General features: G+C 61.9%; 13 protein-coding genes. 6 read left to right on the forward strand and 7 right to left on the reverse strand.

Annotation, left to right across the window (positions count from 1 at the left end; all coding sequences use genetic code 11):
* Positions 1-236 precede the first annotated feature (236 nt).
* Positions 237-1,313, forward strand: coding sequence for a 4-hydroxyphenylpyruvate dioxygenase (gene hppD, locus HCF10_RS20780; protein ID WP_027606579.1), 1,077 nt, complete (start codon positions 237-239; stop codon positions 1,311-1,313).
* Between the two features lie 56 nt (positions 1,314-1,369).
* Here hppD and rarD read toward each other — a convergent pair whose 3' ends face one another.
* The 4 genes from rarD to HCF10_RS20800 all read right to left on the reverse strand — a co-directional run bounded on the left by rarD (position 1,370) and on the right by HCF10_RS20800 (position 5,595).
* Positions 1,370-2,251 (reverse strand): EamA family transporter RarD, encoded by an 882-nt coding sequence (gene rarD / locus HCF10_RS20785; protein WP_131696228.1) that lies wholly within the window; start codon positions 2,249-2,251, stop codon positions 1,370-1,372.
* Positions 2,252-2,493: 242 nt separating this feature from the next.
* The gene (locus HCF10_RS20790; RefSeq protein WP_131696229.1) at positions 2,494-3,504 is read right to left on the reverse strand and encodes an aldo/keto reductase; all 1,011 of its coding nucleotides are present in this window, start codon (positions 3,502-3,504) and stop codon (positions 2,494-2,496) included.
* 193 nt (positions 3,505-3,697) lie between these two features.
* Complete coding sequence (locus tag HCF10_RS20795; RefSeq protein ID WP_131696230.1) at positions 3,698-4,564, reverse strand: hypothetical protein; 867 nt, start codon at positions 4,562-4,564, stop codon at positions 3,698-3,700.
* Positions 4,565-4,683: 119 nt separating this feature from the next.
* Complete coding sequence (locus HCF10_RS20800; RefSeq protein ID WP_167656294.1) at positions 4,684-5,595, reverse strand: LysR family transcriptional regulator; 912 nt, start codon at positions 5,593-5,595, stop codon at positions 4,684-4,686.
* Positions 5,596-5,696: 101 nt separating this feature from the next.
* On the opposite strand from HCF10_RS20800, the gene HCF10_RS20805 reads away from it, so the two are divergent.
* Positions 5,697-6,401: an SDR family oxidoreductase gene (locus tag HCF10_RS20805; protein WP_167656295.1), complete on the forward strand. Its 705-nt coding sequence runs from the start codon at positions 5,697-5,699 to the stop codon at positions 6,399-6,401.
* 64 nt (positions 6,402-6,465) lie between these two features.
* Here HCF10_RS20805 and HCF10_RS20810 read toward each other — a convergent pair whose 3' ends face one another.
* A complete protein-coding gene (locus tag HCF10_RS20810) occupies positions 6,466-7,776 on the reverse strand; it encodes an MFS transporter (protein WP_167656296.1) in 1,311 nt (436 codons plus the stop codon).
* A gap of 173 nt (positions 7,777-7,949) precedes the next feature.
* Between HCF10_RS20810 and HCF10_RS20815 the strand changes: the two genes are divergently transcribed.
* The 4 genes from HCF10_RS20815 to HCF10_RS20830 all read left to right on the forward strand — a co-directional run bounded on the left by HCF10_RS20815 (position 7,950) and on the right by HCF10_RS20830 (position 11,980).
* Positions 7,950-9,056, forward strand: coding sequence for a sugar diacid recognition domain-containing protein (locus tag HCF10_RS20815; RefSeq protein ID WP_167656297.1), 1,107 nt, complete (start codon positions 7,950-7,952; stop codon positions 9,054-9,056).
* A 91-nt stretch (positions 9,057-9,147) separates the two neighbouring features.
* Positions 9,148-10,287 carry a glycerate kinase gene (locus HCF10_RS20820; protein ID WP_167656298.1) on the forward strand — a complete coding sequence of 380 codons (1,140 nt, stop codon included), beginning with the start codon at positions 9,148-9,150 and terminating at the stop codon, positions 10,285-10,287.
* 54 nt (positions 10,288-10,341) lie between these two features.
* A complete protein-coding gene (locus HCF10_RS20825) occupies positions 10,342-11,406 on the forward strand; it encodes a DUF1176 domain-containing protein (RefSeq protein ID WP_167656299.1) in 1,065 nt (354 codons plus the stop codon).
* A gap of 61 nt (positions 11,407-11,467) precedes the next feature.
* Positions 11,468-11,980 carry a GNAT family N-acetyltransferase gene (locus HCF10_RS20830; protein ID WP_145337806.1) on the forward strand — a complete coding sequence of 171 codons (513 nt, stop codon included), beginning with the start codon at positions 11,468-11,470 and terminating at the stop codon, positions 11,978-11,980.
* On the opposite strand, the gene HCF10_RS20835 is transcribed toward HCF10_RS20830, so the two are convergent.
* Together HCF10_RS20835 and HCF10_RS20840 are read right to left on the reverse strand one after the other, a co-directional pair.
* Positions 11,977-12,669: an aspartate/glutamate racemase family protein gene (locus HCF10_RS20835; protein WP_167656300.1), complete on the reverse strand. Its 693-nt coding sequence runs from the start codon at positions 12,667-12,669 to the stop codon at positions 11,977-11,979. The two genes, HCF10_RS20830 and HCF10_RS20835, sit on opposite strands and share 4 nt — an antisense overlap.
* Positions 12,670-12,759: 90 nt before the next feature.
* Positions 12,760-12,969 carry a cbb3-type cytochrome c oxidase subunit 3 gene (locus HCF10_RS20840; protein WP_131696241.1) on the reverse strand — a complete coding sequence of 70 codons (210 nt, stop codon included), beginning with the start codon at positions 12,967-12,969 and terminating at the stop codon, positions 12,760-12,762.
* Position 12,970: the final 1 nt, after the last annotated feature.

Below are 12,970 nucleotides of genomic sequence, written 5' to 3' on the forward strand. Positions count from 1 at the left end.
GACAAATACGGTTACGCTGTGTAGAATCGATTTACGCATACAAGAATATGGACTTGCGCTCACGCAAGCCTCGGCCGTCAGAGACTGATGTAACCATGAAGCTACTCGGCTCCCCCCTCATCTTTGGTGACTTCCTCGCCCGCAGTGTGCGAGGCCTTTCCTGCGCGCCGCCCTCCGACCTCATCCTTGCTCGCACATAACCACTTGCTACCCACAAGAATGATGAGGCGCCGGCCATGACCGACCACTACGAAAACCCAATGGGCCTGATGGGCTTTGAATTTATCGAATTCGCATCGCCGACCCCCGGCACCCTGGAGCCGATCTTCGAGATCATGGGCTTCACCAAAGTCGCGAACCATCGCTCCAAGAACGTCCAACTGTTCCGCCAGGGCGAGATCAATCTGATCCTTAACAATGAGCCCAACAGCATCGCCTCCTATTTCGCCGCCGAGCACGGCCCGTCGGTGTGCGGCATGGCGTTCCGCGTCAAGGATTCGCAAAAAGCCTACAACCGCGCGCTGGAACTGGGGGCTCAGCCCATCCATATCGAAACCGGCCCGATGGAGCTGAACCTGCCGGCCATCAAGGGCATCGGCGGCGCGCCGCTGTACCTGATCGACCGTTTTGGTGAGGGCAGCTCGATCTATGACATCGACTTCGTCTACCTCGACGGCGTCGAGCGTAACCCGCAAGGCGCCGGCCTCAAGGTCATCGACCACCTGACCCACAATGTGTATCGCGGGCGCATGGCCTACTGGGCCGGCTTCTACGAGAAACTGTTCAACTTCCGCGAAGCGCGCTACTTCGATATCAAAGGCGAATACACCGGCCTGACGTCCAAGGCCATGAGCGCCCCGGACGGCATGATCCGCATCCCCCTGAACGAAGAGTCGTCCAAGGGCGCCGGGCAGATCGAAGAGTTCCTGATGCAGTTCAATGGCGAGGGCATCCAGCACGTGGCGTTCCTCACCGACGACCTGGTCAAGACCTGGGACGCACTCAAGAAGATCGGCATGCGCTTCATGACTGCGCCGCCGGACACCTACTATGAAATGCTCGAAGGCCGCCTGCCGAACCACGGCGAACCGGTGGATCAACTGCAAGCACGTGGCATCCTGCTGGACGGCTCGTCAATCGAAGGCGACAAGCGCCTGTTGCTGCAGATCTTCTCGGAAACCCTGATGGGCCCGGTGTTCTTCGAGTTCATCCAGCGCAAGGGCGATGATGGGTTTGGCGAGGGTAACTTCAAGGCGCTGTTCGAGTCCATCGAGCGGGACCAGGTACGTCGTGGCGTGTTGACCGCCGACTGAGCATGAAAAAAGCCCGACCGAGGGACGCCTCGGTCGGGCTTTTTGTCGTTTGGCATTCAGGCCCGGCGCTGACGCACCAAATGTTTGAACCCTTCGAACACCAGTACCATGACTGCGATCCAGATCGGGATGTAGGTCAACCATTCGCCTGCCTTGATGCCTTCACCCAACAGCAGCGCCACTACCAGCAACAGCACCGGCTCGACATAACTGAGCAGTCCGAACAGGCTGAATGCAAGCAACCGACTGGCAATGATATAGCTCACCAGCGCCGAGGCACTGATCAGGCCCAGTACCGGGATCAACCCGTACAGCCTGGGGTGGGCATCCATCACCGCGAAACCCTGTTCGCCGCTTTGCACAAACCACCAGGCCACCGGCAACATCAGCGCCATGTCCAGCCACAGTCCTCCCAGGTGGTCGGTCTTGAGGTATTTGCGCGCGATGAAGTACAGCGGGTAACCGATGATCACCACCAGCGTCGCCCAGGAAAACCCGCCGGCCTGGAACAACTCGTTAAGCACCCCGAGGCTGGCAAAAAACACCGCGATTTTTTGCAGGTATGAAAGCTGTTCGCCCCATACCAGGCGTCCGGTAAGCACCATGCTCAGCGGCAGCAGGAAGTAACCTACCGATACATCCAGGCTGCGCCCGTTCAGCGGTGCCCACATGAACAACCACAACTGCACGCCCAGCAAGGCCGACGACAGCACCACACCGCCGATCAGCCGAGGCTTGGCCGCGAGCACTTGCAGCAACTCCCACACCCGCCGCCATTCGCCACTGACGATCATGAATACCGTCATGCACGGCACGGTCAGCAACATGCGCCAGCCGAAAATTTCCAGGCCGCTCAATGGCGTCAGCAATGACGTGAAGTAGTACATCACGGCAAACAACACCGAGGCCGACACCGATAACACAACTCCTTTAGACACGCTGTCCTCGCGAAAACCAATTTCAAAAAAAAGGGGAATTTCAAGAGGGGATTATGGTGCTTTTGAGTCGAGAGGGTTGCGCTGTTTTGGGGCGTTTTTCAGGAAAATTTCTCGTTACCGCTTTCTGGGTCGGCTTGGTAGGGTCAGTCGGGTTGTTGTTGTTGTTGTTGTTGTTGTTGCGAGCGGTGCAAGCCCGCTCGCCACAGTAAGCCCGCTCTACAACCGTAGCCTGGTCACTCAGCCTACGCGCGCGCCACCCGGCCCGAGACAAAATGGCCTACATCATTGAACCCCGGCGTGGAGGAATGCCCCGGAGTCACCAGCGAGTCGATAAAAGCCTCATCCTCAGCCGTGATCTTCACGTCCAGCGCGCCGGTGTAGGCATCCCACTGCGCCTCGGTGCGCGGCCCTACGATCGCCGAGCTCACCGCCGCGTTGTTCAGCACCCAGGCTATCGCAAACTCGACAATGCCCACGCCACGGCCCTGGGTGTATTGCTGGATCTGCTGGGCGATGCGCAGTGACTCCATGCGCCATTCGGTTTCCAGGATGCGCTTGTCCTGGCGGGCGGCACGGCTGCCGGCTTCGGGTGTGACGTCCGGTGCGTATTTGCCGCTGAGCACGCCACGCGCCAGTGGGCTGTAAGGTACGACCCCCAGGCCGTACGCGGCGGCGGCGGTGATCTGTTCGACTTCGGCCTGACGGTTGACGATGTTGTACAGCGGCTGACTGATCACCGGCTTGTCCACGCCCAGGCGTTCGGCGACACGGATCACCTCGGCAATCCGCCAGCCGCGATAGTTGGACAGGCCCCAGTAACGGATCTTGCCCTGGCGGATCAGGTCGCCGATGGCCGATACCGTCACCTCCAGTGGGGTGTCGTGATCTTCGCGGTGCAGGTAGTAGATGTCGAGGTAGTCGGTATCGAGGCGGGTGAGGCTGGCTTCCAACGCGTTGAAGATGCGCTTGCGGCTCAGGCCACTGCGGTTGGGCAGGCCCTCCGTGGGGCCAATGGCGACTTTCGACGCCACCACCCAATCCTGACGATGGCGAGCGATGGCTTCGCCGACGATTTCCTCGGAGCGCCCGCCGGTGTACACGTCCGCCGTGTCGATGAAATTGACGCCCTGGTCCCAGGCCTTGTCGATGATGCGCAGCGAGTCCTCGGTGTTTGTCTGTTCGCCAAACATCATGGTGCCCAGAGTCAAGGCACTGACCTTCAAACCGGACTGGCCCAACGTGCGGTAAATCATGGTGCATTCCTCAAAAGCATTGACGAGTGCTATGCAATACCAGAGAGCAAGGCTCTAGAACAAGCTCAACGTCGGCGTATCGGCGTGCACGGACCCGCCTGTCCCCCCGCCGTGGCCGTGTGCAACTGATAACGCCGCGGGTGATTCGGCGTTACCAGTTGAGAGCGGCGGGGGCTTACATCTTTGAACAAGATCAAGCGATATAGAGGGGCGTGCCTACGTCGAATCCACCGTCGAACTGAAACTCCACGCCTTCTCTCACAATAAAACTGCATTTCAATGTGCCTTTCGCGCGGCCTGTAGCGGGGAGTGAATCGAAATGCAGGTTTCCTCCTACTGCGGCATAGAGGCCGTAAGCGGGACGGGCGCTGCAGTTGACGAAAACCTCCGTGCTTTTTGGGGAGATGACATAGTCATGCTCGGTCAGGTTTTTTGTTATCTGGATGCTGACGATTTGGTTTGAGGGTGGAAAAGAGTCGATATCCCGCGAGCCAAAGACTTCCCAGCTGTCCGGGAAAAAGGGCGATTCGTGACTGATAATGCCAACGGTCTTTGCTACAAAATCTTCATGTGAAGGAAACGGGCTATTACGGAATGTTCCATTGAAGGTATCTGTATAGAGCCTTGGGTAGGATATTCCCTTCAAGTGAAGCTCGCCGTCGGTAAGGTCTACATGCGCTTCGTTAAATTCCGCCGATAAATGGAAGGTTGCGTTCATTTCCTCATTTAGGACTGAAACGGTGATCTCCCCACTTACAATCCGATAGACGGAAATACCTGCTCCATAGGGTGCAAAGACAAAGCCGGTGACCTCGTCGGGGAAGCTGTAGATGTGCTTCTTGCCGTTCTCTTCAAGATCAGCCGGAAGCACCACGTTCAGCCCATAATAATTCTGGTGTGGGTCGCCGCTTTGCAATTCAACCCCACTGAAACGCCAGTGCTCTCCGGACTTGAAGATATGTTGTCTGTCGAGATCGGATACGAACGAATGGGTATGGCTGCCGGTAAACGCTGCGGTGAGGCTGCCCGTGCTCGCGGTTGGTTTAGCTTTAGTTGTCATCTCGATGTTCCTTGCGCAATGTGAAGGGGACTTCGGAATGGACATGCTAAATGCGATAGGTACGCTGAGATACTGTCATAAATGACAGGTTTAAAAAGCCACCTCTTAATAGCTGAAACTTAGGGCCGCGATGGGTGTAACAGGGCCTGGCAGCGCACTTGTAGAAACCGGTGCAACACTTTCACCCGTTCCGACACTTGCAGGCGGTGGGGGCACATCAGGTTGAACGGGGTGGGTTCTCCCTGCCAGTCCGGCAACAGTTGCACCAGCCGTCCGGCCTTGAGGTCCCGGGCGATGTCGAGGTTGGCCTTGTAGGCAATACCGTGGCCGGCGAGTGCCCAGCGCCGCACAATCTCGCCGTCATCGCTCAGGTAGTCGCCCGTCACCTCAACTTCCTGCAACGTCGTGCCCTGGCGAAAGTACCAGGTGCTGTTGGCCCGGCCCTGGCGCATGTACCGCAGCGTGTTGTGCTGCGCCAACTCCGCCGGGGTGCGCGGCGTGCCGTGGCGCGCCAGGTAGTCGGGGCTGGCGCAGGGAATGCGTTGGTGGTCGGGGACCACCGGCAGCGCCACCAGGCTGGAGTCCCGTGGGACGCCGAAACGCAGGGCGATATCGACGGTGTCGCGGAACAGGTCGGCATTGCTGTCGTTGAGCAGCAATTGCAGGCGGATGTGCGGGTGTTCCTGCTTGAACTCATCCAGCCAGCCCAGGACTACATTGCGGCCAAAATCCGAGGGCGCGGCCAACTGCAACAGGCCGGTCAGGCCCTGGCTCTGCTGCTTGAGCGCTTGCTCGCCTTCGGCCAATGCGGCCAGCGCTTCGCGCACGCTGTCGAGGTAGCGGCGACCTTCTTCGGTCAGGCGCATGCTGCGGGTGGAGCGTGCCAGCAGGCGGGTGCCCAACCGGGTTTCCAGGCGCTTGAGGGCGATGCTGGCCGCTGCGGGGGTCAGACCCAGCCCACGTGCGGCGGCGGACAGGCTGCCGGTGTCGGCGGTGCGTGCGAACACTTCAAGGTCGAGGATTGAGCTCATTTGTAAAAATCCTTTAAAGATCCTGTCGTTTTACCGGGATTTTTCGCTGATTGCCAAGCTGGGAAGATGAGCGCTCACTTTCTGACCCAGGACATTTCTTAATGACTTCTCCCCTCAACGGTAAAACGGTCATCGTCATCGGCGGCAGCAGCGGGATCGGCGCAGCCGTGGCCAAGGCCGCCGCTGCACGCGGTGCTCAGGTGGTGTTGGCGGGGCGACGTCTCTCGTCGGGCAGCCAAAACGGCCTGCGCAGCGAACCCGTGGACGTCACCGACGCCGCCTCCCTGCAGCGTTTGTTCGAAACCGTCGGGCGGTTTGACCATCTGGTGTACACCTCCGGCCCCTCGGTGCGGGCCAAGACCTTGATCGAAACCGATCTGGACGAGGCCCAGGACAACTTCAACGTGAAACTCTGGGGCGCGTTGCGGGCGATCCAACAGGCGCTGCCTTTTCTTGATGAGCGCGGCAGCATCAGCCTGACCTCCGGGCAACTGGGGCGCAAATTGGCGCCGGGCCAGTTCATCAAAGTCGGTATCAACGCGGCCACTGAAGCCCTGGGCAAGCAGTTGGCCAAGGAGTTGGCACCGCGTCGCGTTAACGTGGTGAGTCCCGGTGTGATTGATACCCCTGCGTATGCGGGGTTGGCCGAGGACCAGCGCTTGGCGATGTTTGCCAAGGCGGGTGGCGCATTGCCGGTGGGGCGCGTAGGGCAGGCAGAGGAAGTGGCGGCGGGGTATGTGCTGGCCATGGAGAATGGCTACATGACCGGTGCTGTCATTGATATCGACGGCGGCGGGCTGCTGTAAACGCGGACTATATGTGGGAGGCGGCAAGTCGAATCGTCGCCCCGCCCCTCCCACATGGACCGTGTTATACCTTCAAGGTCCGCGTCATCCGCAACGCCAACACACTGCCCGCCACAATTACCGCCGCCAGCAGGTACAGCGCCACATCCGTGGAGCCGGTGGCGTCCTTCACAAAACCGACGATATACGGGCTGAGGAAGCCGGCCATCTGGCCCATGGAGTTGATCAGCGCCAGGCCACCGGCCGCTGCGCCCGCACTGAGCATGGCGGTCGGTACCGGCCAGAACATCGGCAGGCCGGTGAGGGCGCCCATGGTCGCGATGGTCAGGCCGAGGATGGCGATGGCTGGCGTGGTGGCGAAGTTCACGGCAATCACCAGGCCGATGGCGCCCATCAACATCGGCACGACAAGATGCCAGCGACGCTCCTTGCGCAAGTCCGCCGAGCGGCCCACCAGCAACATGAAGACAGCGGCCAGCAGGTATGGAATCGCGCTGAGCCATCCGATCATCAGGTTATCGCTGAAGCCCAGGTTCTTGATGATCGACGGCAGCCAGAAGTTGATGGCGTACACACCGCTCTGGATGCAGAAGTAGATCAGGCCGAACGCCCAGATCGCCGGGTTCTTGAACACTTCGGCGAGTGAATCGTTGGTGGTTTTCGGCTTGTTAGCCAGGTCGGTGGCCTGGTCGGCTTCCAGCACTGCGCGCTCGTGGGGCTTGAGCCACTTGGCGTGGGCAAAGCTGTCGCTGAGCAGGAAGTAGGCGAGGGCGCCGAGAATCACGGTCGGAATGCCTTGCAGCAGGAACATCCACTGCCAGCCCGCCAAGCCGCCTTGGCCGGCGGCGAAGTGGTTGAGGATCCAGCCGGAAAACGGGCTGCCGAGCAAACCGGACACCGGGATCGCCGACATGAACAGCGCCATGATCCGCCCACGGCGGAACGTCGGGAACCACTGCGAGAGGTACAGCACCACACCGGGGAAGAAGCCGGCTTCAGCCGCACCGGTAAACAGGCGCAAGGTGTAGAAATGCGTCGGCGTGGTGACGAACAGCAGGCAGGTGGACAGCGTGCCCCAGACGATCATCATCAACGCAATCCAGCGCCGTGGACCGAACCTGGTCAGCGCCAGGTTGCTCGGCACGCCACACAGCACGTAGCCGATAAAGAAGATCCCGGCACCCAGGCCGTACACGGTTTCGCTGAATTTCAGCGCATCGAGCATCTGCAACTTGGCAAAGCCAACGTTGACCCGGTCGAGGTAGTTGAACAGATAGCAGATGAAAATGAAGGGGATCAAGCGCAGGGTAACGCGCTTGTAGATGGCGTTTTTATCGTCATCGGTGGCCAGTGTGACAGCGGCGCTCTGTGACATGGGAATCTCTCTTTATTATGATTTTGCGCGATGCGAGGGTAACGTCGATCGCCCAACGAGTCTCGGCCAGGTGGCGGGGTGCTGTCTTTGTGCTTGCGCACAGTGATGCATGCTTTGCGCTGTGCCGATGAACAAGCACGCTTTCAAGTGCTTTCTTTCAAGGAGATGGCCGCATGTTCGAGCTGGATCATGACCTGGCGCAGGATATCGTCGATAGGACCATGGCGATCCTGCCCTACAACGTCAATGTCATGGACAGCCAAGGCCTGATCCTCGGTAGCGGCGAACCCGAGCGCATCAACACCCGCCACGAAGGAGCACAATTGGTGCTGGCCAATGGTCGCGTGGTCGAGATCGACGGCCAGACCGCCAAGCACCTCAAGGGCGTGCAGCCGGGCATCAACCTGCCGCTGATGCACGATCAGCGCCTGATTGGCGTACTGGGCATCACCGGCGAGCCCGAGTTGTTGCGCACTTATGCCGAACTGGTGCGCATGACCGCCGAAATGCTCGTCAGCCATCGTCACCAGCAAACCGAGCAGCAATGGCGACGCCAGCGTTGCGATGATCTGTTGGCGTTGCTCCTCGCCGACAGCGGCGACTCACCACGCCTGGTCGATGAAGCCCAGCAATTGGGCCTCAAGCCGCAGCTGGCGCGCACGCCGTACCTGTTCGAACTGGGGGCGGGCCAATCGGCGGAAGCATTGAACACCTGGCTGACCTCGCGCTATCCGGACAGTTGGTGCGTGAGCTCGGCGCAGTTCTCGCTGCTGTGGTGCCGACCGGCGGCACAGCAGGTGGACAATTCACGGCTGCTGGAAAAGCTCGAAGGCCTGGGCTGGAACATCCTTCGCGTGGCCGTCGGCGGGCAGGCGGATGGCCTGGCCGGATTGCGCCGTTGCTATCGTCGCGTCGGCGATTTACTGGCCTACGGTCGCGATGTGCTGCCGCAGTCGCGGCTCTTGACCCTCAACCGCTACCGCTTGCCGGTGATGCTCTGGCGTCATCGCAACGACGATGCCCTCGACGAACTGCTCAACCCATTGCGCAAGGTGCTGGCCAAGGACAGCAACGGCCAACTCCTGGCCACGCTGCGCAGTTGGTGCGAACACGACGGGCAAAGCCAGGCCTGTGCCGACGCCCTCGGCATTCACCGCAACAGCCTGCGCTACCGCATGGAGCGCATCGCCGAACTCAGCGGCGTCGACCCGCTGACCCTGGACGGCATGCTGGCACTGTACCTCGGCGTGCAGCTGTTGCCCCAGGCTTTGTCGGAATGAACAACAAACCTTACCCGTACTTGTGCATCGGACCGGCGTCATCGGCGGTGCCAACTGGCAGCATGGGCGTCATAAAAACCGGAGAAAGCCCATGAAAATCATCATCGCCCCCGACTCGTTCAAGGACAGCCTGAGTGCCGAGGGCGTCGCCCAGGCCATTGCCGCAGGGTTGGCGCAAGTCTGGCCGGATGCACAGGTGATCCAGTGCCCGATGGCGGACGGTGGTGAAGGCACGGTGGACTCGGTGCTCGCCGCCTGTAACGGCCAATTGCGCCGCCAGGCGGTGCGTGGCCCTCTGGGCGGGACGGTTGAAGCACGTTGGGGCTGGTTGGCCGACAGCCACACCGCGATCATCGAAATGGCCGAAGCCAGCGGCCTGCAATTGGTACCGCCAAGCCAGCGCGATGCGTGCACCAGCAGCACCTACGGCACCGGCGAGCTGATTCGCGCGGCCTTGGACCTGGGTGCCCAGCGCATCATTCTGGCGATTGGCGGCAGCGCCACCAACGACGGCGGTGCGGGTGCGATGCAAGCCCTGGGCGTGCAACTGTTCGACGCTGCGGAACAGGCCTTGCCTCCCGGAGGCCTGGCCTTGTCACGACTGGCGCATATCAACCTGGAAAAACTCGATCCGCGCCTGACCCAGGTACGCTTTGAAATCGCCGCCGATGTGAACAACCCGCTGTGCGGCCCCCACGGCGCCTCGGCGATATTCGGCCCGCAAAAAGGTGCCAACCCTGAGCAGGTGCAACAACTGGACGCTGCCCTTGGCCACTTTGCCGATCACTGCGCCAACGTCCTGCCCAAGGACGTGCGCGACGAACCCGGCAGCGGCGCCGCTGGCGGCCTGGGTTTTGCCGCCAAGGCGTTCCTCGGTGCGCAGTTCCGCGCGGGCGTGGACGTCGTCGCCGAACTGGTAGGACTTGACGAAGCCGTACGCGGCGCCGACCTGGTCATCACCGGCGAAGGCCGCTTCGACGCCCAGACCCTGCGCGGCAAGACCCCCTTCGGCGTGGCCCGTATCGCCCGGCAACACGGCGTTCCGGTGATCGTCATCGCCGGCACCCTGGGCGACGGCTACGAGCAGATGTACGCCCATGGCGTGGATGCGGCATTTGCCTTGCCGAGCGGCCCGATGAGCCTGGAGCAGGCCTGCAGCGAGGCACCGCGTTTGCTGCGCGAGCGCGCGGCGGATATTGCGCGGGTGTGGCGAGTGGCGGCCAAGCGCTGACGCATCACGCCGAACATGGGACAATCCGCGCCTTTTTCGACACGGAGAGTCCCCATGCTACGCCCCGTACTCCTGGCCCTGCTGCTGACCGGCACCGCCACCCATGCCTTCGCTCAACCGCCCGCTGAAACCGTGCCGCTGCTGCGGGAAATCAAGAACTGGGTCACCGGTTGCGACAACCTGCGCAATTGCCATGCCCTGAGCGCGCCCAGTGGCGTCGATGAAGAAGACTACAGCGCCCTGACCTTGCACATCTGGCATCAGGCCGGCCCCGAGGGGTATCTACGCTTGCGCTTCGACCATCGCGGCGAAGCGCTGGACCTGTCGACCCTGGTGTTGGACGGTCAGCCGCTGGGCCTGGAACTGACCCGGGATTTGCACGTAGAACTGGACGATCAGGGCGGCGATCCCGAGGTGCAGTCTTACGGCGTGATCGAGGACGCCGCAGCGCGGCGCTGGTTGCAGCGTTTGCGCAATGGCCAGCGCTTGCAATTGCCGGGCGATGAGCAGGCGCATGTGTCGCTCAGCGGCCTGAGTGCTTCGCTGCTGTTGATGGATGCGGTGCAGGGGCGGGTGGATAACGTGACGGCCCTGGCACGCCCCGGAAAAGCTCCGGCCAGTGAGGTGCCGCCACGCTTGCCGACGCCGGTGCTGCGCAAGTTCCCTGCGCCGCCGGCGTTGACCGTGCAGGAACAGACGGGCCTGGTGGCGGCTGCATTGCAGGCCGTGACGCCGGAGGAGGGTGAGCCCGAGGCAACGGCCGGGGCGCTGACGGCGCAACAGGCGATGACGGTGGCGCGCTACGACTGCGCGGCCTACAACTGTGAGTTCGACGTGGTCAGCCGCCAGCGTCAGGCGCCATATGCGCAAACGCCGCTGGAGCTTGAGCCCTTGCCGTTGGACGGCGCCGCGCTGCAAGGCTCGGTGGGCTATGACGAAGCCTCTGGCACCCTGAGTTATTTCTACAAGCAGCGCGGGATCGGTGACTGTGGCGGCGGTGGCGTCTGGGTGTTCGACGGCAAGGCGTTCCAGCTCAGTGAGTTTCATGTGATGCCGCGCTGCACCGGTGTGGGTTACGGCGATTGGCCGTCGTTGTGGACGACCGCACCGGCGCCCTAGCCAGGGGGCGGGCATGGCCTCTACACTGGCCGGCCACTTGTTTTTCAAAGGATGAAACACAATGCACACACCTGAACCCCACATCGTGATCCAGCGCTTTACCGAGGCCCACCTTGAAGGTGTCGCGGCGCTCTATAACGAACCGGCCGTGTGCCGGCAGGTGCTGCAGATGCCGTTCCAGTCGGTCGAGGCGTGGCGCAAGCGCCTGGTGATGGACAACGAACGGCGCCTGCAACTGGTGGCGGTGCACGGCGGTGAGGTGATCGGCCAACTGGGCCTGGAACAGTACCTGCGCGTGCGCCAGGCGCATGTGGGTTCGTTCGGCATGGGCGTGGCCACGGCCTGGCAGGGCAAGGGCGTAGGCTCGCGGTTGTTGACGGCCGCGCTGGACGTGGCCGACAACTGGATGAACCTGCACCGGGTGGAACTCACGGTGTACGCCGACAACGACGCCGCGCACCACCTGTACCGCAAGTTCGGCTTCGAGGTCGAAGGGCGCTTGCGTGACTACGCCCTGCGCGATGGGGTGTTCGTCGACACCCTGAGCATGGCGCGCCTGCGCAAGTCGGCTTAACCCTCCAGCGCAAACGCCACCGCAGCGTGCGCATGCAGCTCGGTGGTGTCCAGCAGCGGCAGGTCGCTGTGTTCGGGCTTGACCAACAGGCTGATTTCCGTGCAACCGAGGATGACCGCCTGGGCACCCCGTGCAGCCAGGGAGTCGATGACCCGCAGGTAGACCTGGCGGGACGCATCGCTGATCACGCCGACGCACAACTCCTCATAGATGATCCGGTGCACGGCGCGGCGCTCCTCCGCGTCCGGCACCAGCACGGTGAGCCCCTGGGCGGCCAGGCGTGACGTGAGAAAATCCTGCTCCATGGTGAACGCGGTGCCGAGCAAGCCGACCGTCAGGGTACCGGCTGCCACCGCCGCCGCAGCGGCCGCATCGGCGATATGCAGGAAGGGAATCGACACCGCCGCCTCGATACGCGGCGCCACCAAATGCATGGTGTTGGTACACAGCACCACACACTCGGCGCCGCCCGCCTGCAAACGGCGCGCGGCGTCTTCGAGGATCAGCGCGGCGTCATCCCAACGCCCGGCGTGCTGGGCCTGCTCCACGGGGCCGAAGTCCACGCTGTACATCAACACCTGTGCCGAGCGCAGCGGGCCGAGCTGGTCACGCACGCGCTGGTTAATGATGCGGTAGTACTCGGCGCTGGACTCCCAGCTCATGCCGCCGATAAGGCCGATGGTGCGCATGCGATGCTCCTGACAGGGAAAGTCGCTTCACCTTACCCATCGGCCGCTGAATAGTCATACGCAGTTGCAGGCCAAATGACCGGAGCAGTTTCACATGTCCAGGTTGACCCAGCCCGGCCGGGGTTGCTCCGCTGCAATTGCCTGGATGGGTTTACCTGTGGCCTGTTCAACGCGCCGCGCCACCTCCGGGTCGTCAGCGAACGGCAACATGCTGGCTTCGTCCAGGCTCGTCTCGGATTGCCCGCGCAGGCAATACTCCACCGCACCGTACAGGCACACCACAATCAGGAAACTCCACATA

The organism is Pseudomonas sp. B14(2022) (assembly GCF_012030485.1).
Taxonomy (GTDB): Bacteria; Pseudomonadota; Gammaproteobacteria; order Pseudomonadales; family Pseudomonadaceae; genus Aquipseudomonas.